Raw genomic sequence first — 23,191 nt, forward strand, 5'->3', positions numbered from 1 at the left:
GTAGATTAAACATTACTTAATTTTTTTACGTAGGCGAATAATAAACCATGTCATAAATATTCCCAAACCTAGAATTGGCAATAAAATTATTGGTAATAACCATGATAAATATTTATGTTGGGAATTAACATCAGGCTTATTTGGGTCTGGTGGAGTTGGAGGCTCTGGCGGAACAATTTCAGACTCAGGATCATTTATCAATTTATATTCTGAATAACCAGTTGTTTTATCACTAGTTGAAGAAGAATAAACAAATAATTTTAATGTTTTAACTTCATTTTGTGAACTTAAAAAATCATTTAAAATACTGTCAGATAAATCTCCTGGAGTATTTTCATGAGTTTCCGGATCAGCATTAGGAATTTGATTTGCTGAAATTCCGTAGTCTTGGTTTAAGAAAATATCATTATACCCATAACTTATCAAATAATTTTCAACATCTTTGTAAATCCAATTTCTTAAATCTTCCGCATTAAATTCAGAAAAATCATATTTATAGTCTTTAAATTTAATTTTACTTAAATCATAACTAGTTTCCGGATTATAAGTTGATGAATTTCTTACTTGCAAAGTTGCATTTCCAATTAAAATTGTGGATGTAACCAATGTATTAACTGATAAATTTAAATATTGTGCTTCACTTTGATTATTTAACAACGGTTCTAAGCCTGATGCATCAACTGTAATATCTTTACCATCAGGAGTTTTGATTTGATAATCAATCCCAAGAACAGCTTTATTACTAAATTTAGCAATATATTTTTTAACTTTATCTACAATTGCATCGCGAATTGGATTAACCTCTTCTTCATTTAATTTTAAAACATCTATATTCCCACTAATATCTTGGTAATTTTCAGGAGTTGGATTTGGTGGAATTTTTTGTGCAATTATATCACTTGTATAATCTTTTCAATAAGCTGCAACTTGTTCATAATTCAATTGCACAATCCCGGTAGAATCTAAATTTTTATAAGTTGCTAAGTAGTTTTTTAAATGAACACCATGAATTGTTGTTCAAAATTTGACTGCTTGATTATTTTCAACAATATCTAAAAAACGGGGATATTGATTTTGATATTCAGGGCCAATAATAGCATATTTTTGGGCCGTAGTTTTGTCAGACATTTCAACTGTATAATGCCAAATTCCACTGTCTGATCAATACTGTGTTGCTGTATTTGAAGTTATTTTTTGGTTTCTTTGCCTATCATCTGGATTTTCAAAAGACTTAAATGATTTTTCATCAATTCCTTCCCGATAAACATTTTTTATTGCCTCACTTGAAAAAGTCTGGTTTACCCCTTTTCCAACAACCGAACCTTCGGCAATAAAACCTAAATCATATTCCTCTGGATTCTTTTCTGGGTTTATAACTTCGCCATTTTTATTTAAAGGGTCTAACGGAAAAGGCACAGTTGATTTTTGTTTAATTCAAATAATTTGTGTTTTTGTCCCGGTATCCGGATTGATTTCTTTATCATATTTAGGATTAGGTTGACCATTTTCCAAATTCGGCGTAATTAGTTCTTTTTGTTTTGGATTGTGTTCTGGATCCCAAGCATGCCATTTTAGCTTTAAATTTGGCACTAATGTTTCAATAACAATATCAATAGTATACGTAATATCATATTTGCTATCTTTATGACGAATTACAATAGAATAATCATTTTTATTTTCTCCTTTAATACGATTATCTTCTAGTGTAGCAATAAATTTATTATCTAAAACATCGATTTTAACGCCATTTATTTCAACTCATTCGGGATTAATTGTGCCATCTTCTGCTTGCTCTAAAGCATCAAATTCTAATCCAACTGTTGTGTGATAACGTCATTTACCCCAATAATTCTTTGAAGTATCAGGTGGGACAAGTTGCTCGGGGTCATCTGTTACCATTCCTTTTGTTGAATCATCTGGATTAACTACTTTACCAGGTAAAATATGCAATCTTTCATTTAACTCATTACTTCAATAGTCTTTTGATAACGTAATCTTGATTGGGGTTTCAAAGGTTCAGACTTCTTGTTGATTGGTAGTAGGATTTTTAAATTTAATCGTTGTTGTAGCTTTTCGTGTCAAATCACTAAATGCAAACGGTTGAATATACTGTTTTCAATTATTATATTCATCACCCAATACATTTGAAATTTTAGCATTTAATAATGATGTCAAATCATTATTTTTCCCGGTTGGATCATGAATATTACGTTGATCAATTAAACTTCCTGAATAATTCGAAACAAAGGTAATTTCATTATTTAAAGCTGTTTTTAAATTATTTTTAATTGTGGTTAAATTTTGATTAGAATTTAAAGTTATTTTAGAAACTTGTAGTTTACTAGTAGTATCTGTTCACTGTGAATTTCCACCCTGGTACATCCAACAATTTACTTTAAAATTAAAATATAATTTATTATTTAATCATGTCATATCAACTCATGCTTTATTTGATGCCTGATTCTGTTTTCCCTTTTGTGATCAAGTAAAAAAAGTATGATTACTATTATTTGTTGATAAATTTACTGTAACAGGATCATTATAGTTTTGATTACGACCAAACCCTGATGAACCAGATAAGGCGGTAAACTGAAAAGTGACCGATTTATAATATTTTAAAAAAGTGGTCTTATCTTTGGCATAATCTAAATAATTAAAAATATACTCCTTATTATCTTCATCTTGCAAAGTTTGTCATCATGAATTTGTTCCTTTGTATACTTCTAGATTTACATTTGGATTAACATTTATATTCGGATAAAAAGGTGCCCCACGTAAACTACTATATAAACTGATTAAATTATTTGTTGATAAGGGCAAGATTGGTGTTGTTAATAAAGTAGTTGTTGTTAAAATTGATAATAATATTTTCAAAATTTACTCCCCCTTTGCTTTCATATCATAACTATTAACGTTATGAATTTCATTCTGTAATTGTCTAAAATTATTCATGGCATTTTGCATTGCACCACCAAATTGCTGAGATAATTCATAAGTCAATTTTGATAATGAATTATATTTTCAATTAAAAGGTTTGTTCATTCCCTCATATAACCCTGGTGGATATTTTGATTTTCTTTTTCGCTTTGGTTTGAAATACAAAGTATTTAAGAAGGCGTTAGCTAGTCTCCGATACAATCCATCGCCATAAATTTCTTTTCAATATCATTTAGTTGCTTTATCGAATGCTGTTTTATTATTTTCACTGTCCTTAATTAATTGATCACGGTGAGTTTGCAAACTTATTACATAGTCATCAAACTGAAATTTAAGATCATCATTATTTTGAATAACATAATCAACAATATTGCGAAGTTGTAGTTGTTTTTCGGGAGCAGCTTTATATAGCTCTCCATATTTAAAATGCTTACCATTTTTATGCGCTGGTAAATCTGTTAAATAAGTTTTAACTAAATTAGTTAATTCATCGGAATTATTTTTAATATCATTATGAACTTGCATCCGAAATTTTGGCGTTATTTCATCTCGTTTTGTTCGCAATTCTTTAAAAAATTCTCTCCTGTTTTCAACGTATTGTTGAGTCTGAAAGCGAAAGTATTCATTAGCTTCTTCTGATATTTTACCCATTTCACGATACTTAAATTCTTTACCCCCTTTTGCCAATGATTTTGGCTCTTTTTCCATAAAACCAATATGTGCATGAATATTTTCAGTATTATCATGAACAACAAATCAATAGTCTAAATTGTTTGGATCTAACCCAGCTTTACGAAAATACTTTTTAATATTAGAATCAATTACTTCAGCAATTTGTTCACGATTATGCAAATTGTATTCTTTTTCAAAATCATTTGAAAAACTTAATACACAATCCCACAGTAATTGATTTTCCTCTAAATTTTTTATTTTGCTATTTATTTCATCTGCTTCTGTTGAAGTTAGTTTTTTACCATTAGCATAAATCCCGGTATCTTTTTTATCTTCATTTTTAGCAATTTCATTAATTTTTTTAGTATAGTCTTTTGCTGATTCAGCATTTTTTAAGTTTTTTAGCTTATCATTATTTAAACAGCATTTACATAACGCTTCCGACCTAGTGATATATTTTCAGTAATCCCCACTTTTGTAATATTTTCGTTTGGACTGAAATTTCTCACTGTTTTTTGAAAACCGAATTATCTTTCAAATTACCGGGACACTTTGATCAGCATGACTATAACTACTATGCTTATCCAAGTTCAAATTCCGCCTCATTTTTGTATAATTCTTTTAATAAATCAAAATTTTTACTTTGGCAAATTTCATCGGCATCTTTATACTGACTATTATTGTCAATAGTTTTTATAGTTATTCCTGTATTTACCAATAAGCTATTTATTTTCTCACTAGCTAATCTTCCAGGCTTATCATTATCTAGAAAAATATTAACTTTATCAAAACGTTTTGATAATAACGAAATCTGATTTTTTGATAAATTAGTTCCCATTAATGCAACTGCTGGAATTGCGTTTTGGGCCAATGAAATAGCATCCATATAACCTTCAACAATCGTAACTTCTTTTTGAAATTCCGGAATTTTATTTAAATTAAATAGCACATTACTTTTAATAAAGACATCTGTTTCTGCTGAATTTAAGTATTTTATTTGACTTGTATTTGATAAATCTCTGCCAGAAAAACCAACAACTTGATTGTTTTCATTTTTAATCGGAATCATAACACGGTCTTTAAAAACACTGCACAATTCATCTTTATAGTTTAATCTAGCTAAATTAGCTTTAATTAATTCTTCTTGACTATATCCTTTTTTTAGTAAAAAGTTGATTAGATCATCACTATTTGAATATCCTAAATCAAATTCATCAATTATTTGTTCAGAATATCCCCTATTATGTAAATATTCTTTTGCTGTTGTGCCAATTATTGTATTTAGACTATTTTTAAAATACAACATGGTCAAATTGTTCAATTGATATAATTTATCTTTTTCACTTTGAGGGACTACTTTTGGTTGTGAAATTGTTTGTTGCTGATCTAAATTGTATTTAGCTGAAATTAATTGCTTAGCTTCATTAATTGAAAGATTTTCTATTTTAGCAACAAAATATTCAACTGATCCACCAACATTGCAAACAAAACAACGTCAAACTTGTTTTTCTACCGATACTGATAAACTAGGATGCGAATCACTATGAAAAGGACAAATTGCAACATAATTTCGCCCTCTTTTAGATAATTTTAAATAATCGCGAAATACCTCTAACATATTTATTTACCTTTATTAATTTTTGTTCTTTACCAAATAAAAAAACACATGCATACGATAAAAATCGTAGCATGTGTCATTTGGTCATCTACACAAATATTATATAACAAATTTTTATATACTTGTTTCTAATTTTTTAAATAAATCACTTCTTATTTAATTTGTTTTTATAATTAAGCAGAATACATTTATATACTTAAATGAATTTTTACTTATTATTTTAATGCATATGTCTTTAAGTATCAAAGAAATAAAAATAAAGTTAAATATATATTAATGTAATAATTATCAGCTATGTTATGAATTTCATTTGGATTTATAATTTGTGCAACTTGTGGTCAGTGCATATCCCAATTTCTTTTAATATTTATTCCATATAATCATAATGTGCTTTTTTGTAAAGCTTCTAAATGAATATTATAGTTTTTATTAGTAAAAGAGATTTTTTTGAAAAATTTTAAAGTTTTTTCGGCATCTTCTTGATTTTTTACTTCTGAAATTTTTTTAATTAACTCAGAATTATTTTGGTTTTTATCTAAATAATTTAATAATACTATTTTATCTAACAATGAATACAAAAACAAAAAAAATCCTTTCATTTTATAGTTATCAAATTCATATCAAAAAATTGCTCTGTCCATTATAGTTTCATTATTTTTAATAAAAAAATTAATATATTTAATATCATAAATAAATTCTTGAAAATTAGAATTAAAATTTTCAAAAAAATATTCTTCTAATCATTTCATAATGTGATTATATTGTTTTTTTAGATTATTTACTAATTTTTCAAGTCCAGAAATTTTTAAATAATTTTGAAATTCTTCATTTGAAACATTAACTCTATTGATTGAGCAATTAAATTCTTGAAAATTAACAAAAAAAGAATCTACTATATTAATAAAATATTCTTTCATATTAACTATTTCCTAACTTTCTATATACTTGATGTAAAGCATTTTATACAGTTTGGTTTTTCAAACTTAAATTCTCCAACTATAGCCAAAGATATTTCATGTACTATAGTTTGATTATAAAAATAATGTTTTCACCTTACTTATTAAAAAAATCTAAATTATATTTTTTTAAAATACGTTTTTTAATGTTATTAGAATCTTTCTGAATTATATTTATAACTTTTTTCTCATAATTTTTTATAAGCATTATCTTAGGATTATTAATAATTTCGTTTTTTAAATTGCAAATTTTTAATAACTCTTGTTTATTTTCATTTTCAACAAATGTTGTAATCTCTTTTAATTTTCATTCTTCTAATCTATTCATTTCATTAATAATAATTTCTTTTAGCTTTTCACTTGAACAATTAATTGTTTCCTGTGTAGATAAATCAAAATCAAAAGTTTTTTTTAATCTTTGTACTTTATTTTCTTTATAAGAATTTATTATCTTATTTAAATTTTTATTTATATAATTAAAGAAATTTTTATTTATTTCCTTTATTTTATTTTTTATATCATTCTTTTTCCACAAAGGATACAAATCTTTATATACTTCTTCAATAAATAAATCATCAAATAATAACATTTCAATTTCATTACAATCTAAAATTTTTATATTTTCTTCAAAAGTATCTTTATTTTCATCTCTGTCTACTATTCCATATGCTTCCAAATTATATAATTTCTGGTCATTCAGTAATTTTACCTTATTAACTACCTCTTTTTTTCCACCAGATGGAATAACTTGATATTCTGAAAATAATTCATCAAATATTATTTTGTCGGTTTTTCCCTCACAAAATAAAATTTTTTCCTTAGAACCATATATTTTCATTCAATAATCAGCATCTAATTCTTCTACTGTAACTTTTTTTATATCTCAAAAGGATGGAAAACTGAATGAATTAACTCTAAAAAAAACTGCATTTTTCTTAAAAATGTTAACCATTTCAGGACTATGGGATATAAAAATAAATTTTGAATCCACTTTAATTTTAAATATCTCTTTTCAAATTTTTTTATATAAAGCTGGATTTAAATGAGTTTCTGGTTCATCAATAAAAATTCAACTATTTGGTTCAGCAATTAAAATATTAGCAATCATTCATAGCGTTTTCTTTTCTCCATCGCTTAATTCATTTCAACCATATTCAGCTGAGTCATTTTTTGAAAAATTTAACTTTCTTTTTATCATATCTTTTTTTACTTTAATATCGCCAAATATTGATTCAAATAATTTAATTATTTTATAGAGTAAAATAGTATCTTTATTTTTTTCCATATCATTTGCTTCATTTGCATCATTTATTAGTGCAGACAAAATTTTTGATACATCATATACTATTTGACTATAATGTTGTTCATAATTTTTGTCATACATTTTTTTATTATTAATTGTTTCAATTTTTTCATATGTTTCTACTGCTGATGATAACTGGACATAATTTAAAAAAACATTAGATTGCAGTACTTTAATTTTAATATCAGAAAAAATATTATCTACTAAAAATTTGATTAGTTTAGTTTTACCAACACCATTTGGGCCAAGAATAAATGCAAGTTGATCATTTTCTTCAAATTCATTAAAAGATATCAAAAAATTAATTAAAAATAACAAATTTTTAATTTCTACATATTTTTTATTATAAATTAAATCAGCTAAATATGAAGATTTAAAATTTTTACTATATGTTTTCTTAAAAAAATCTATAACTTCTGATCTTTGATTTTCTAATAAACAAACTAATTCATAAACATTATATTCATCATTTTCTTTTATATATTCTAAAAGAGCAAAAAAATCATTATTATCTATCAATATAAAACTGAACTTATGAATAATACCATTGATAATAAAACTAATTATTTTATTATCTAAGTCCAAAATTCCACTTTCTAAAACTACTTTATAATCTATAGAATTTAAATCAAATTGATTTAATTGATAAATTTTATTAAAAGAATTCACTCTAAAAAACATATCATTTCCAAATGGAGTTATCATATTCCCCAAAAAAGTGTTATGAATTTCTATTTTTTTTAATTCTGACATATTTATCCTACTTACTATTTTCTAGCTCTTTTAACTTTAGTTTCATTTCAAGGATTTCTTTTTCAATTTTTAATGCCTCTAGATCTTTACTACTATCTTGGTTAATTTCTGGTTGAATATAATAAGGGTTATATTCAGGTGGAATTGCATCAGGATAACGACTAAGGAAATCTTTTATAGACTTTTCTTCTAATTCATAATATTTTGGTCCAACAGAATCAAGCAAACTCTTTACAAAGTTTTCTGGTCCTACCAATTCTAATCTTTTAAAATAAATTGAATCAGATTCACTAATAAATTTTTGTTTTTCAGCTAATTTTTTATATTCCTTTTGATAATGCTTATTAATTGCCTTGTAGTTTGTTTCGCCTCCAAGTAAACTTTTAATACCCATATTAAATCTCCTTTATAAATTAATAATGGTTAATACAGTTGATATTTGATTTTATTATAATATAAAAAACTAGAATTTATAATAAAATTCTAGTTATTTTTTTTAGATTTTTCCAATTTTTTATTATCACGTGCTTTAATTTTTTTAATTTTAGCATCTTTAATCTCTTGTGGAATTTCCTCAGCACGTTTATAACCTTTTCTGGCTTCACCACCAAATACTTCTCCGGCTGAATTTCAACCAATACGAGCGCCTTTTTTAAATGTTCTTCCGATTCCAACAAATGGTGATGCTAAACCAGCCCCAATTGCTTTACCAAATTTACGAGCATATGTTCCGGCTTTACCTTTTCGTTTAACATCAATTCCATTTTTGGTTGGAACAATTCCACTAGTATCTTTGGCACTAGTTCAACCATTCTTAATAGCTCATATACTTTTTCCAGCACCAATTGCCGCTAATCCTCCAATAGTGGCTAATCCTCCAATGATGCCACTGCGACCAGCCATTCTAGTTGGTGCACTAATTGGTGGAATACCTGATCTACTTGCCCCGGTTGCATCGGGTCCTAACATTGAATTTAACGATTCATCAAATGGACTTGATAGTGGATTTGCTCCGCCCATCCCCATTTTTCGTTCATATTTCAATTGTTTTTTTGATTTTGCAAATCCTAAGGCTCTTCCAACCATTTTAGCCGAACCAGCTGCAAAGAATCCTGCGGCCATTGTTGTTCGAATTGAGTTCATTCCCTCCATGGCTCCGGCTCCTTCACCAATAAAGGTAGCAATAATGACTGTAATTCCTCATGTTCCTAATGCCCCACCAAGTAGACATAATAACCTTAAAAGCATTTGCGCTCATCGATCAAAATTACTTGGCCCAAAACTTGGTTTAGACACAATACTTGTATAAACCATATAGATATAATATGCCACTAATGTCGCTGATGCAGCTAACATTTTGGATATAACCATGTCTTTTCAGGTTAGAGCCCGTTTCCCTTCATCTTGTACCATTCCAGCCATTACTAATGGGGAAATTAGAAATAAGAACAATAATTCAAATACTTTTTGAGTTAATGCTAAACCTAACATTGCAACGGCAATCAAGACAAATCATACCGCAAACATTTCAACGATAATACTTCAATCCCGAATATTTTCAGGAGCCATATAATCATTTACAGACCCACTCCCACCATGGATATTTCCTGCTCAGTATAGAGCATCAGCTATTTTAACCCCAGTTGTTCCAAAAATGGTGTTTAAAATTGAAACAAATCATACAATAATTGCATTTACAAAGAAAAATCCTAATGGAATAAAGAAAACAAATACTCCCGCTAACCCGGTAAACCGCAAACAACTCATTAATTTTGGTTTCATTTGATCAGCTTCTTTAAACTGTAAAGTTAAAAACTGTGAAATAAAAATAATAACAAGTAGCCCAACAGCCACAATTGCAAACTGTCAAAATGCTGTTGGAATATTTTCTCACGAAAATTGACTATTTGAATTAAACAATAAATCAAATACTATCCCTGATGATAAAAATATTAGTACCTGATCAAAAACAGAAACTAACCCCAATGGCCCTCAAATAAAAATATTTCAAACAACCTTTAAAATTCCGTCCTGGACTCAATCAACAAATCCGAATAGATTTAAATTTAAACTATTAATAGCCTCTAACATATATTAACTAGTTGGAGGTTGATAACCCCCACTCCCATTCATTAATTCAGGTAAAATAGTATTTACAAAAATAGGGGCAAAAATACATAGTGCCAACCCAAATATACATCAAGCAATCGCAAAGATTTGAATGTTTCTCTGTTCAGGATCATCAGCAAATTTTTTAATTTTTAAGGCATGTTTAACTATATATAAAACACAAATGGCTCCCGCAATAATTGAAATTGGGGTTAAAATAGCATTTAGTAAAGTAACAACTAGCTTTGTTGTTCCACTAAAATCGGGCACATCTGCTAAAATATTTAATAAAAATCCCATTTTATTCTCACTCCATTTCTTCTCTTTTTGCTTCAAATTCTTTATTTTGAATTTCTTTAGCACTTAAATATTTTTTAAACTCAGATTCGTATTCTTTAAATGCACCTTCATTTTGAAACAGTTGTAATCCATATTCAGGTTTTAAACTTTTTAGATAATTATCAAATGGAACTCTTAATTCTTCATTTTCGTTTTGTTCAATAAGAATTTCATTATTTGTATTTAAAGTTTTAGCTTTTGTTTCTCAATCTAATACTTGCTCTGCACTAAAACCTATTTTTATTAATTTAGAACTAATCCCAACAATGCCAATTTCATTTGTTCTAAACTCTTGGTCCAAATCAGAAATTGCATCTTTAAATACCTCTTTTTGATAGTTTTGTTCAACTCTTTTTAAGTGTTCAAGTGTTTCTAAATAGTTTTTATTTTGATTAATATCATAATCAATTTCTTCTTCTTGAATTTCTAATTCACTTGGCGCATATCCATGCTCAACTTGATAATTTAATTCATTCTGAGCATCCTCATAACTAGTAAATGTATAAAGTAATTTATCATAATTTTCATCATAATTACCATTATCATCAAATCCAATAACCTCATGTAATTCAAATATTGTTTCTCGTTTACTCATTTTTCTTACATCTCCATTTCAAAATCTTCATTAGTTTCATTAATTTGATCATAACTAATTTCGTTAAGCTTTTTGATGACTTTATTTTCAACTTTTGAAATATATTCTAGATATGCCTCTGTAAAATTTTCATTTGCCGGTTTATTCCTATCATTTAAACCAAAATATTTAATTAATTCATCTTGGTCTTCATAATATATAAATTCTGAATCACAAGTTTCATTTACCAACTCTGAAATATCATATTCCCTATTTTTAACTTTTTCAGTAAGATTTTCATTTTGCAAAATTTCTATAATTTCATTAACATTTTCTTTTAATTTATCTTCAATATTTATTTTATTTGTACTCATATTTTATTTCTCCTTATTCTATTTCGTAATCTGTTTCTTTATTTATGTTACTTTCAATTTGTTCATCTAATCCTGTTTGTAAATCCTTAATTTCGGCAATTGTAAAATTACTTATATTTTCTTTACAATTAAGACATTCAAAATTAATACAAACATTATTAAAACTATCAAAGAAAGTTTTTGTTATATTTATTTGTTCATGCTCACAATTTGGCATAGTCTTATCTCCTATCTATTTCATTTATCTTTTTTAAGATAATGCTTCTTTTGGTTTTTATATTTTTTACCTTTGTGCACTAACAAATTAAAACGGTTCATATTCCAATATGATTTATTGATCTTAAAATTATTATTTAAAACTTGTTTAGCTTTAAAATTTTCATTAATTTGATATCGTGATTTTAAATTATAATCATATTTAATATAGTTATTTTTAATTTCTTGTTGTGAAAAAGGTTGCGATGATTTAATCGTTCATAATCCTGACATTACTACCTCTTTTACAAATTTGTTCTTTACCAAATAAAAAACACATGCATACGATAAAAATCGTAGCATGTGTCATTTGGTCATCTACACAAATATTATACTATACTTCATACAAATCGTTATTTAAAAATTGAAAAACTTTCTTTGATATTTTAACTATTTCTTGGTCTAGATCTGATTTATATATTTCTTTTACTCTTTCCTCAATTCTTATTAAATCAGAAATAGCCAATTCCACATTTGAAAACAAAGATTTTTCAATTCCATCAAACTTTTCAATAACAAATATTTTATTTAATTTAAGAATAGAATCGCATTTTAATAAAGACGGGTTTTTAATCTTAGAAATTTTTAACATATTTTTATACTGAATTAATTTGTACATATTATTTTGAGTTAATTTAGTAATATTAAAACAAACTAAAAATTTAGAAGTATCTTCATAAATTAATAATCTTCTAGGTTTATTATCATTTTTAGAAGTTGCTGGATTTTCTCCATTATCATAAGGAATATGGCATCTAAGAATTTTATTTTTCACTATCAATATAATTTTCTATATTTTCAATAACTTCTAATGCATCTTTAAAATTTATTTTATATTCATCTTTATATTTTTTAATGTCCATAATTTGTGAAGAATGGTCACCTTTTATATAATTTTTTCTAGCATCGATTCACGCTGGGTCTACATGTGACAAATCTGATAATTCTTCAAAAGAAGCTCCTGATAAAAAAATAATTATATTTTTTAAAAATTTTTCTTGGGTTTCATTTAATTGTTCAAAATTATCTTGATTAAAAATAAGACTATTATCATCAATTAATGATAAATAATTAAGGCGAACTGTATTAACTACTGCTCCATTAATATAAGCAAATAAATTATCTTCAAATAATTCCATTCCATATTTTCCGAGAAAAAGTATTTGTGCTAAATGCAAATGTTTATTTAAAATTAAATTTCCTTCAGTTACATTTACACCATTAAATTCTAAAGGTGTTTTACTATTAAATCTATCTTTATTCCCTTTTATTAAGAATCTTGCGACTGTAATTGCATTCATTTCATCACCCCAAAATAATATTTATATACTTAATTATACCTCAAATTTTATTTTTATTATCCTATGAAAAAAATAATAATTTGAAATAAATATCAATATTGTGACTTTAAATTTTTATTTTTTATTAAGTTAAAATTTTGAATAATAATTTTATTTTAATTTTATCTTGAAAACTCTTCTTCACGTTCATCTTCTATTTGTTTTATATAATTATTAAACTCATCTTTATGGATATTAGGATCTAATCCATATTGGTCAAAAAAATAAACTTTCATCTCATCATTAGTTGTAAAGATTAAGTTATCTTTTTTATCAAAAAATGCAAATTCAACATCGTAACCGTAATAATCTTCACTTAATACATATGAAGAAAATTTATCATTTGTTTTACGTTCATGGATTTTATATTCATGATAATTATTATAACCATCCTTTTCATTAAGAGCTAGATGTTTATTCCATCTTCTAAAAACATCTTCTTTCGTTTTTTCGCCGAAATATTCATTTTTTAACATTTCTTTTTCCATAATCTTATCTCCTATCTATTTCACTTATCTTTTTTAAGATAATGTTTCTTTTGGTTTTTTAATTTTTACCTCATTTTTAAATAAAATAATAATTTTATTCTAATTCATAACTATTATCATTTTTAAAATGATAAGGCTCATTATTTAACAATACTTCTTCTTTTGAAATTCTTAATTCTTCGAATAGTCTATTTAATGATGTAATACCTCATGTTTCATATCGTTCATTGATTATTTTAGCATTAGATAAAATTCTAAATGTTATGTCTTTATTTTCCAAATAATTTTGATCATAATTATCTGCAAATACTAAATAACTAACTTTATTATTTACTTCCGTATATCCTATTAATTCATTAGCAAATTCCTTTAAAATATTTTCAACATTTACAAAATTTTCACTAGCTAGTTCATTTCAATCAATTTTAGTTGTTTCTAATAGCTTAATTTTGTTATTTATTGGTTCATCAAATCTAAATAATTTAAGCATATTACTCTTTACTCAATTCACTAATTAATTGTTGAACTTTGCTAATTTGGTCGTTTACTTCATTAAGATCTTTTTCTTTATAATTATCAGGATATAATTTCATAATTAATTTAATCGTGGTTAAAGTAGTTAATTCATCTGTCAAAATTCCAGCAGCTTTTACTTTTGCTTCCGGATTGGTAATATTTTTATTATTTTCTAAATAAAGAATTTGATATAAACAATCATCCATAATTACGTTATATCGATATAATTCAATTGTCGTTAAATCAATTAGTTCTTGTAAATCTGCACAAATTGTAACGCCTCCACAAAGTTCTTTAATTGTTTCCGGAGATTTTAATTCATCAATTTCTGCTTTGGTTTTTAAATAATCTTTCTGTTTTGCTTCATATAACTTTTGATAATATTCAATATCTTTTTCTGGTTCTGGATTGGGCGGTGTTGGTGGAGTTGGGTTAACTCCTCACCCTGTTCCTTCACATGCAATGGCTGTATTAACAATTGGGAATGTTAAAACTATTGCTCCTAAAAAACTTAGTAATTTTTTCATATTCTATCCTTTTGAATAAATTAAAGACTTTGTATTTTACAAAGTCTTACTAACCTAAATATTTTGTTTAGTCTCATAAAATGGCATCATCACCATCAAATGAGATTACATCAGTTTCGTTATTCGATGCTGTTACTGACGTCTTTGTTTTTAATAAATTCTTGTTTTGCCTGGCGCATTTCTTCTCAAATTTGAGCTGTTTCTTCTTTAAAATGTGTTTTTAAACCTGTTAATGCACAATCTCTATCACCATAAACAGGTTTTCCTGCTTCATCATGTCCTTCAAAAGTTGAGATTTTAATTCTATCTCAATCTTTATTGTCTTTTGGAAATGTCATTTGTGCATAATCAGCTGTTTCTAATGAATCTGCTTCTTTGATTAAATGCTCACCATCATTTGCCAATTGTTTAAGAAAGACTGAATTTTGTGGGTAAAAGAATGTTTCTTTTTCCGATAATCTTACCAGGAATTTTGGTTTCATTACTTTAACTCTTCCATCTGCTAAAGTAATTTCCTTTGCGTCCATAACTTTTATAATTCTTTCTTTTTTAATTAAAAAAGAATCATAGTTTGGTTTTAAATTTTGTTCTGTATTTTGTAATTGATCTGTCATATATTAATTTCCTCTATACTTTCTGTAAATAAAAATTAATATTTAGGTTAGTTTGTCCTTTACCAAATAAAAAACACATGCATACGATAAAAATCGTAGCATGTGTCATTTGGTCATCTACACAAATATTATACTATAAACTTATTTATATTCTAAAATTTTATTTAAAATTAGCTTAGCAGCAAGTAAAAAAATTATTTTAGTTAAACAATTAAATGGATTATCTAATAAATTATTTTTTTCTTCTTTTTCTAAATTGTATAATATTTTAATCCAATATTCTTCTTCCTCATTTTCGGCTAAACCTGCATTTAAAAATATATTAGCAGTAGGGTAATGAACCATTAAATTTCTAATACCCACAATTATTTTAAATATAGAAAATTGTAATTTATTTTTGTGTTTTTTTCAAAAAGATAATTTTCTTAAGTTATTTAAATCAGTATTTAATTTACCTTCTTTAGTATTTTTTATTATTTTTTCTAAAACTACAAATTTATCCAAAATAGTATATGAATTAGGCAATAAAATAAAATCATTAGTAGAAATAAGTAAAATTTGATTTTTTCTATCAAAATAACCTCTTTTATTATAATTTGTTTCTAATTCATTCATTAAATTAGAAACAAAGCAAAGTTCACTTAAAAGATAAGTATAGTCCAAAATAAAACCACACTTATATTTCATAAAATTTTTAGGGAAATTTAAAACAAAACTACCTACGACTTGAGTTGTTTCAATATACAATTTAGAAGAATTATTTAAAAAATTAATCAATTTTTCATTTGATTCATCAAGAAGAAATTTATTTTCGTATCATTTATTAAGTTTAGGTAATATTTTTTTAATGTCTTCCATATTTCACCTCTAATTATATAGTAACATAATCCTCGGCTGTCCGAGAAAGAGGGCAAAAAGAAAAGTGCGCGCACTTTTGCGCCCACGAAAAAGGCTGTAAATACAGTCTTTTTTATACTTTAGCGCGCACTTTTATGCCCTCTTGTAGAGTGAGTGCGCCCACGATTTTTCCGATATCTATCGGAAAAATTGGGGTTGTGCGCACACTCCTTATCCTGCTTCTGAAATTACCATGTAATTTCTAGAAGAAAAACAGACTCGGGTTAAAAACCCGAGTCTGTTTTTAATGTGATATCCAGTTAAAAAGTTTGTTTATCATTATTTTCTAATTGTTTTGATAATTTTTGATTTTCTAATTTTAATGTTTTGTTTTCTTTTTCTAATTCATCTATTTTAAGTTTTAGTTTTATTCGAATAATAGTATTATCAATATCATCATAATTATTTACTATATTTTCAGTAATTTTATTTTTTTCATAATAGTCACTTCTATCTTTTAAAATAAGTAGTATTTCTGTAATTTTATTATGACCATGTATTAATTTTAAAGTATTATCATTAACAATTTTTCTTAGGTTTTCACCTTCACCAGTACCGATAATTTTTTCTAAATTTTTTGCATTGTTATTGTTAATATTGTTATTTTTTATTTTTAAAATTATCCAGATAAATATTACTGATATTATCACTACTAGTGTTGGAACAATAATTGCTGATACTATATCTATAATTTCATGTGTTGTCATATTAGTATTTACTTTTTTATTAAATATAAATACATTTAACAAATTTAGGATTGGTAAAATTGTACCAATAGTTATTGGGAAAATAACTAAAAATACTTGTAAAAACTTTTCTCAGTTAAACTTTTTCATTATTTTTTACCTCTTTCTTTACGGCGGTTTTCTTTTCAAACTTCATAATCTGTTTTAATTTGTTGTGAAAATTCTTTTATATAATCTAGTTCTTGTAAAATTTCACTATCTGGATTGTTCAAAGTGTTTAAATCAATTGCAAGTTGTTTGGCTAAGATATTTTGCATTACTTTAATTCGCTGATCAGTAATTATTTGTTGCGATAACAAATAAGAAACTAAATCATCGGTATAATTTTTTGTAGCTTTTAATAAAAGACTTGTTGATTTGTTTATTTCTTCTCGAACTATATCTGCTATCATGTCAGTTTTATCTTCTAAGTTATTTTTTTGAATAGAAGAAATATATGTATTAGCTAGTAATTCATTAATTGAATTGTATTTATCTTTATGACTTTCGACAAATAATTTGTGTTCTTGAATTTGGTTTAAATGTCTTAATTTAAATCTAACTTCTACTATCTTTTTGCTCATGATTTATTCTCCTAAAATACTGATTAAATTTCTTTGCTGATGAAAAACTAACTGTTTTACTGGCCCTTATTTTATATGGGGCTTGTTTTAAAACAGTTTCTTCACGATTTACATTTGTTGTTTTAAATTTACCAAAGTTAGATATTAAAACCTCATTATCATTAATTAATTCATCACTAATTAATTCAAAAGTTAAATTTATTAACTCTTTTGCTCGCTTTTGAGTTAGATTAGTTTTTGATGCTAACTGTTTGGCCAAGTCATTAATCATCACTTTTTTCATTTTGTTTTAGTCCCTCAGTAATAAAATATCGAATTACATTACCCAATGAATGTTCTTCATCAGTATATTTTTTAACTTCAAAATATGTTTCCGGGGGTAATTTTAGTTGGATTCTAAAATTATTTGATTTTGTTGTTGTTTTACTCTGTTTTCCCATTTTTTACCTCACTTTTTTTGATTAAGTGTTCACTTTTTAGTATTTTGTGTTCATAATTTAGCATTTTATGCTCACTTTTTGTCATTTAATGTCATATTTTTGTCTTTTTATGTCATTATTTAATTTTCTGTTAGTTTAATACCTATTGCTTCTTGTTCAATTTCAGTTAATTCAACATGTAGGCAATGACGATTGTAATCCGTTGCCATAAATAACATATCTCCCCTTTGCGCAGTTGCACAAAAGTTAATTTCAGCTGATGATAATCCACCACTTGCCTGGTACAAATCGCTCACATCCTGTAAATCTTTTTGTTTTAGTTTTAAAATTCCAACATATTGAGCATTGTTCAAAATTGCTGTTGCTTCACGTTCTAATTCAGGGGTTGTTTTAAAGTCTGATAAATTTTGAGTAACCAACATAACACCCCCATTAAATCCTCTAATCATTTTGACTGTTTCAAATAAGAATTTTAAAGCTTGTGGATTATCTCGATCAATAACAACGTGGGCCTCATCAACAGCAAGAATGATTTCATTATTATCATTAAAACGATTATTATTAATTTCATTTCGAATGAAATTTAACATTAAGAACATTTGAGCTTTTAAAACATTAGATTGCGATTTTGAATATAAGGTTTGAATGTCTAGCACATTTAATAAGTTATTAGCTAAACTAACGGATGACTGCTTATTTCATAAAGCCGCATATTTCCCATACCCGGTAAAATCATATTCAATTGTTTTAATAATTTTATTTAAAAGGATTTCTTCACCCAAATTTGGAATTTGTTCTTTTAAAAAGATAACTAAATCACTAAAAATTGGCCAATCATTATTTTTCATTTTTATGATGTTATTTGATTTATTAACCTTTAAAGATAAATAAAAATCTAATATTTTTTGCAATAAGAATTTTATTTCTTCTTCATTAAAAGATGGTTCTGTAAAACGAAAGAATGTTTCTAGAATTTGTAAATGATCACCAATTATCATCTCAATACTAATACTTTTATCAACCGGGGTTTGAATTTGCAAAGGATTAAAATTCCCTTTTGTTCCACTCCCAGCATCAATTCAATTTCCATCATGGTAATTACATAAATGGCCAAATTCACGTTTTGGATCAATAATAATTACTTTCCGACCCAGTGCAATATGGTAATTTAGAAATTTGCTAACAGTTGTTGTTTTACCTCCCCCGGTTGTTCCAATAAAAAAGGCATTAGAATTTTGGTAATCTCCCCCTCGCTTAAACTGATCAGAAAAAACAACATCACCAGTTGAGTTATAACCAACAAATAAACCTTTTTCATCTTCTAAAGCATTATTTAGAAATGGAAATGAATTACCAATAGTTACACACGGCATTTCGAAAGAATTTGTATATGCTGTTGGGTCAGTTGGTTTGGGTAAAATTCCACTATATCCATCTATTTGTTTAAATAATAGATAATCCATTTTCATATTCTGTTGTTTTAAAAGCATTTCAACTCCTTCTTCTGCTTGTTTTAAAGTTTTCTTATCAACACCATAATTTAAAAATAAAACATTAACTCTTTTAATTGTTTCTTCTCCACAAGAAATCAAATTTACTAAGTTTTCAAAAGATTGGTATTCATTTTCTTTTTCTGAACGATTAACTGTACGTTTTATAGAAAACAAGTTTGTCCGAGCATTGACCATTGCCCGGTGTAATTGTTCCTTAACAGCATCTAAATTAGTTTTAGCAATGTTTATAATAACTGTACTATCGGTTGCACATAATTTAGCTGCTCAACCATTCTGAGGATAAATTGGATAATCACGAATTCCTTTTGTTGAATAATAAACATCATTAATTTTAAAGTTATTTTGAGTAAATGTTATATTATCAATTGCTAATAGTTCATTTAACTTGTTATTATACTCATCTATTTTTTCATTAGAAAACGGTTCATCATATGGGTTAAAAATAAGTTTAATGTTATTTACTAATTCATACTTACTAATTTCTTCAGCTCGCAAATTTATTTCATTAATTTTATTTTTAATTAATTTAACAGCTTTAAATAGTTTTGAAACTTCTGTTTCATAAATAAATAAAATAAAAGTCTTTGCCGTTTGCGAATATCCTAAAATTCCTTCTTGATCAGAGTATAAGTTTTGATAACCTTCCAATTGTTTTGTTCTGCTATCATAACCATGTTTAGATAATTTTTTAGACTTTTTTAAGTGTTCCAATTTATTCATGACTGTTTGTAAAAATTTTAAGTTTTTATTCAAATTATGCGGACGCTCTATTTTTACTAAACTTAATTGGCAATCAGTTAAACGAAACATATTAGATAATTGTTCTAACTTTAGGATTTGTTCTTCGGGATCTAATGTTGTGATGTTAATTCCTTTAATTTCTAAGGCACTAATATATCATTTTTTACCACCCTCTAAAACACTAGTCTCAATATAACCATCATATAATTTTCGATAGGGCATTAATAAGGATGTATTATTAGATTTTGAATCAATACTAAACTTTTTCTTTTTACTTCAAAAGATGAAACCCCTAATTGCGATCATATAAATTTTGGCATTATATCGTTCAGAATTAATTAAAGTTAGCATTAAAAACATAAAAACACTGATGCCAATAATTATTCGAATTGACATTGATAAAAATATTAAATTATAGCCAATAAGAAATGCCGTTGTAGCATAAATAAGCGTAAATACTAAATCAACAAGGGTAAAATTATCTTTTAACTTTAACTTCTGTTTTTTCAATTGAGGGGCAATGATACTATTATTCATTTTTATATCTCCATTTCATAATCTTCTTCTTTTTGTTTAATTTGATTATTTTTTAAATTATCATTTTCATATTTTAATTGTTCATTTTCTTTTTCAAGCAGATTTATTTTTTGATGAGCCTTAGATAATTCGGTTTTTAACCACTGTGCATCCTCATAACCCTTATTTAAGTGAGCATATGTTTCAATGTCTAAAACAACCCCCTTTTCACCTGATACATGCTTATTAGCTAATTCATCGATCAAATTCCCGGTTGCATCATAAGCTTGATCAAGATTTTTGTTGATTCCTTTTAACAAAGTATTTGCCTGATAAAAATAGTCAATTTTCTCATCTTGATCTAATGAATGGAATTTGAACTCTCTAACAGTGCGATATTCTTGCAAGTTAAAATGTTCAATGATTTTCTTCCTATTTTCTGCATTTATATCAATGAATATCTTTTTACCCTTTATAGTTTGATAATACGGAGCTACTAAATTTGAATTGAATATTCTAACTAAGTTATTTGGTAATAATTTATTTTCTTTTTTATTATTCAATAAATCTTTTATGACTAATTGATTAGTTATTTCATTAGTTTTATACGAAGTTGTTGTTAATATTCCATACGTTTGATATGGATTACTACCTCGTCCTAAAGCAATAAAAGCTCTTCTTTTTTGAACTCCAAATTGATCTAAATCTCCGGGATTTTGCACTTCATATACTTTTCATGTACGTATTTTCATTTTTTTCCTCATTCCTATTGTTTTTAATTTAAACTATGCTATTATTTAAATATCTTAGTGTTATAAGTTTTACTTATAAGATGAGACCTCGTTACCTGATTAATTCAGGTAAATTAATTATTAGAGCCCTTACCCCGGCTCTTTTTTTATTTCTATAATTCCATTTCGTTACTTAGTTCATAATCCTGACATTACTACCTCTTTTACAAATTTGTTCTTTACCAAATAAAAAAACACATGCATACGATAAAAATCGTAGCATGTGTCATTTGGTCATCTACCTTAACATTATACCCCATTTCTTCGAAAATTACGGAGTAATTTCAGAAGCAGGATAAGAAGTGTGCGCACAACCCCAATTTTTCCGATAGATATCGGAAAAATCGTGGGCGCACTCACTCAACAAGAGGGCATAAAAGTGCGCGCTAAAGTATAAAAAAGACTGTATTTACAGCCTTTTTCGTGGGCGCAAAAGTGCGCGCACTTTTCTTTTTGCCCTCTTTCTCGGACAGCCGAGGATTATTTTAAAAATATTTTAAATTATCTAACAAAATATCAATTTTTTCTCTTAATAAAAATTGTTTATTTTTATTAAATAATTCTTTTATTTTTATTAAAGAAACTAAATATTTAGGATCAGAACTATCATAATTATTTATTCGCTCTTCCAGTTCAATGAATATATAATAAGAATTATTTAAATCTATTTTTACTTTTGGAATTTTAGAAGAATTAAAATATAATCCATCAAATCCTTTGTGATTATTATTTTTGTATTTTATATATAAATCATTATTAATAGTTCTATCATATAATCTATTTTGTAAAAATCATTTATCTTTACCATGAATTGAACAATCTAGTTCTAAAAAAAGTGGCACATTCATTTTATTAGCTCATTCTTCTATCATATTTTCATAATCATTAGTATAATATTCTAATAATTTTTTGTGTTTTGATTTTTTAATATTTTCTAAATATAATTTTTTAAATCTCTTTTTTTCTAATATAGTTGCATAATTAAACTTTAATATAGAATCAGTATTTAAATCATATGAAGCATCAGAAATTTCAAGTCAGAATGTATAATCAACTTTAATTTCAATATCTTCTAAAAATTTTTCAACTCATCTAGGTGTTGAATAAGATTCCATTTTTTTAATGAAATCATTTTTAGAAATTTTAATAACATTAAATCTATAATTAATGCCCGCCGGATAATTTCCACCTTTTTTTGAAGAGACTGAATAAATAATATTAGTTAATTTTGGATAATATTTATTAGCTTCTAATAAATATTTTTTAATTTTTTTAATAATGTCTAGAATTTTTTCTTTTTGTCTTGAACTTTTGTCAAAAAAAAATTCATGTAATCAGTCTAAATATAATATAACTTGTTCTTTAAAAATTATTATTTCATAATTTTTTTTTGATATATTAATTGAATAAATTTTATTTATCTTTTTTTCTATTTTATTAGTATAATAATCTTTATCTTTTTTTCTATTTTATTAGTATAATAATCTTTATCTTTTTTTCTATTAAAAATTTTCTTTATAATATCTGGTATATGTACTGTAAAAATTGCAGTAATAATTGCAACTCCAATAGTCATTAATATGGATTGTCAAATTTCCATTTTTAAAA

27 protein-coding genes are annotated in these 23,191 nt (G+C 25.8%); all 27 read right to left on the reverse strand.

Annotated features, from left to right (window positions below; translation table 4 throughout):
- Positions 1 to 12 precede the first annotated feature (12 nt).
- The 27 genes from SCHRY_RS04610 to SCHRY_RS05435 all read right to left on the reverse strand — a co-directional run bounded on the left by SCHRY_RS04610 (position 13) and on the right by SCHRY_RS05435 (position 23,183).
- Complete coding sequence (locus SCHRY_RS04610; protein ID WP_016339294.1) at positions 13 to 2,874, reverse strand: Mbov_0399 family ICE element protein; 2,862 nt, start codon at positions 2,872 to 2,874, stop codon at positions 13 to 15.
- Between the two features lie 3 nt (positions 2,875 to 2,877).
- Positions 2,878 to 4,197 carry a relaxase MobL gene (locus tag SCHRY_RS04615; protein ID WP_016339295.1) on the reverse strand — a complete coding sequence of 440 codons (1,320 nt, stop codon included), beginning with the start codon at positions 4,195 to 4,197 and terminating at the stop codon, positions 2,878 to 2,880.
- A complete protein-coding gene (gene dnaG, locus SCHRY_RS04620; RefSeq protein ID WP_016339296.1) occupies positions 4,190 to 5,227 on the reverse strand; it encodes a DNA primase in 1,038 nt (345 codons plus the stop codon). The genes SCHRY_RS04615 and dnaG overlap by 8 nt, the downstream gene beginning before the upstream one ends.
- Before the next feature lie 215 nt (positions 5,228 to 5,442).
- A complete protein-coding gene (locus SCHRY_RS04625; protein ID WP_016339297.1) occupies positions 5,443 to 6,144 on the reverse strand; it encodes a hypothetical protein in 702 nt (233 codons plus the stop codon).
- Between the two features lie 136 nt (positions 6,145 to 6,280).
- Entirely contained in the window at positions 6,281 to 8,239 is a 1,959-nt protein-coding gene (locus tag SCHRY_RS04630) for an AAA family ATPase (protein WP_016339298.1), read from the reverse strand.
- A 7-nt stretch (positions 8,240 to 8,246) separates the two neighbouring features.
- A complete protein-coding gene (locus tag SCHRY_RS04635) occupies positions 8,247 to 8,633 on the reverse strand; it encodes a hypothetical protein (RefSeq protein ID WP_016339299.1) in 387 nt (128 codons plus the stop codon).
- 89 nt (positions 8,634 to 8,722) lie between these two features.
- Positions 8,723 to 10,330 carry an Mbov_0396 family ICE element transmembrane protein gene (locus SCHRY_RS04640; protein WP_016339300.1) on the reverse strand — a complete coding sequence of 536 codons (1,608 nt, stop codon included), beginning with the start codon at positions 10,328 to 10,330 and terminating at the stop codon, positions 8,723 to 8,725.
- A gap of 3 nt (positions 10,331 to 10,333) precedes the next feature.
- The gene (locus tag SCHRY_RS04645) at positions 10,334 to 10,648 is read right to left on the reverse strand and encodes a pilin (RefSeq protein WP_016339301.1); all 315 of its coding nucleotides are present in this window, start codon (positions 10,646 to 10,648) and stop codon (positions 10,334 to 10,336) included.
- A 1-nt stretch (position 10,649) separates the two neighbouring features.
- Positions 10,650 to 11,282 carry a hypothetical protein gene (locus SCHRY_RS04650; RefSeq protein ID WP_016339302.1) on the reverse strand — a complete coding sequence of 211 codons (633 nt, stop codon included), beginning with the start codon at positions 11,280 to 11,282 and terminating at the stop codon, positions 10,650 to 10,652.
- 5 nt (positions 11,283 to 11,287) lie between these two features.
- A complete protein-coding gene (locus SCHRY_RS04655) occupies positions 11,288 to 11,635 on the reverse strand; it encodes a hypothetical protein (RefSeq protein ID WP_016339303.1) in 348 nt (115 codons plus the stop codon).
- A 13-nt stretch (positions 11,636 to 11,648) separates the two neighbouring features.
- Positions 11,649 to 11,852 (reverse strand): hypothetical protein, encoded by a 204-nt coding sequence (locus SCHRY_RS04660; RefSeq protein WP_016339304.1) that lies wholly within the window; start codon positions 11,850 to 11,852, stop codon positions 11,649 to 11,651.
- An 11-nt stretch (positions 11,853 to 11,863) separates the two neighbouring features.
- Positions 11,864 to 12,124, reverse strand: coding sequence for a hypothetical protein (locus tag SCHRY_RS04665; protein ID WP_016339305.1), 261 nt, complete (start codon positions 12,122 to 12,124; stop codon positions 11,864 to 11,866).
- 100 nt (positions 12,125 to 12,224) lie between these two features.
- Positions 12,225 to 12,665, reverse strand: coding sequence for a hypothetical protein (locus SCHRY_RS04670; RefSeq protein WP_016339306.1), 441 nt, complete (start codon positions 12,663 to 12,665; stop codon positions 12,225 to 12,227).
- Entirely contained in the window at positions 12,655 to 13,191 is a 537-nt protein-coding gene (locus SCHRY_RS04675; RefSeq protein ID WP_016339307.1) for a type II toxin-antitoxin system antitoxin SocA domain-containing protein, read from the reverse strand. Before SCHRY_RS04675 ends, SCHRY_RS04670 begins: the two co-directional genes overlap by 11 nt.
- Before the next feature lie 161 nt (positions 13,192 to 13,352).
- A complete protein-coding gene (locus tag SCHRY_RS04680) occupies positions 13,353 to 13,718 on the reverse strand; it encodes a hypothetical protein (protein WP_016339308.1) in 366 nt (121 codons plus the stop codon).
- Positions 13,719 to 13,812: 94 nt separating this feature from the next.
- Positions 13,813 to 14,208 (reverse strand): hypothetical protein, encoded by a 396-nt coding sequence (locus SCHRY_RS04685; protein WP_016339309.1) that lies wholly within the window; start codon positions 14,206 to 14,208, stop codon positions 13,813 to 13,815.
- 1 nt (position 14,209) lies between these two features.
- The gene (locus SCHRY_RS04690) at positions 14,210 to 14,761 is read right to left on the reverse strand and encodes a lipoprotein (protein ID WP_016339310.1); all 552 of its coding nucleotides are present in this window, start codon (positions 14,759 to 14,761) and stop codon (positions 14,210 to 14,212) included.
- Between the two features lie 119 nt (positions 14,762 to 14,880).
- Complete coding sequence (locus SCHRY_RS04695; protein WP_016339311.1) at positions 14,881 to 15,375, reverse strand: hypothetical protein; 495 nt, start codon at positions 15,373 to 15,375, stop codon at positions 14,881 to 14,883.
- Positions 15,376 to 15,516: 141 nt separating this feature from the next.
- The gene (locus tag SCHRY_RS04700; protein WP_016339312.1) at positions 15,517 to 16,233 is read right to left on the reverse strand and encodes a hypothetical protein; all 717 of its coding nucleotides are present in this window, start codon (positions 16,231 to 16,233) and stop codon (positions 15,517 to 15,519) included.
- A gap of 299 nt (positions 16,234 to 16,532) precedes the next feature.
- On the reverse strand, positions 16,533 to 17,108 hold the full coding sequence (locus SCHRY_RS04705; protein ID WP_016339313.1) for a bZIP transcription factor: 576 nt from the start codon (positions 17,106 to 17,108) through the stop codon (positions 16,533 to 16,535).
- A complete protein-coding gene (locus SCHRY_RS04710; protein ID WP_016339314.1) occupies positions 17,108 to 17,581 on the reverse strand; it encodes a hypothetical protein in 474 nt (157 codons plus the stop codon). The genes SCHRY_RS04705 and SCHRY_RS04710 overlap by 1 nt, the downstream gene beginning before the upstream one ends.
- Positions 17,556 to 17,864, reverse strand: coding sequence for an HU family DNA-binding protein (locus tag SCHRY_RS04715; protein WP_016339315.1), 309 nt, complete (start codon positions 17,862 to 17,864; stop codon positions 17,556 to 17,558). The genes SCHRY_RS04710 and SCHRY_RS04715 overlap by 26 nt, the downstream gene beginning before the upstream one ends.
- A complete protein-coding gene (locus SCHRY_RS05430) occupies positions 17,845 to 18,021 on the reverse strand; it encodes a hypothetical protein (protein WP_016339316.1) in 177 nt (58 codons plus the stop codon). Before SCHRY_RS05430 ends, SCHRY_RS04715 begins: the two co-directional genes overlap by 20 nt.
- 119 nt (positions 18,022 to 18,140) lie before the next feature.
- On the reverse strand, positions 18,141 to 20,813 hold the full coding sequence (locus SCHRY_RS04720; RefSeq protein WP_016339317.1) for an Mbov_0397 family ICE element conjugal transfer ATPase: 2,673 nt from the start codon (positions 20,811 to 20,813) through the stop codon (positions 18,141 to 18,143).
- Between the two features lie 2 nt (positions 20,814 to 20,815).
- Entirely contained in the window at positions 20,816 to 21,544 is a 729-nt protein-coding gene (locus tag SCHRY_RS04725; RefSeq protein ID WP_016339318.1) for a hypothetical protein, read from the reverse strand.
- 524 nt (positions 21,545 to 22,068) lie between these two features.
- Positions 22,069 to 22,698 (reverse strand): hypothetical protein, encoded by a 630-nt coding sequence (locus tag SCHRY_RS04730; RefSeq protein ID WP_016339319.1) that lies wholly within the window; start codon positions 22,696 to 22,698, stop codon positions 22,069 to 22,071.
- 314 nt (positions 22,699 to 23,012) lie between these two features.
- On the reverse strand, positions 23,013 to 23,183 hold the full coding sequence (locus SCHRY_RS05435) for a hypothetical protein (RefSeq protein ID WP_016339320.1): 171 nt from the start codon (positions 23,181 to 23,183) through the stop codon (positions 23,013 to 23,015).
- Between the last annotated feature and the right edge of the window lie 8 nt (positions 23,184 to 23,191).

The organism is Spiroplasma chrysopicola DF-1, from assembly GCF_000400935.1.
GTDB classification, from domain to species: domain Bacteria; phylum Bacillota_I; class Bacilli_A; order Mycoplasmatales; family Mycoplasmataceae; genus Spiroplasma; species Spiroplasma chrysopicola.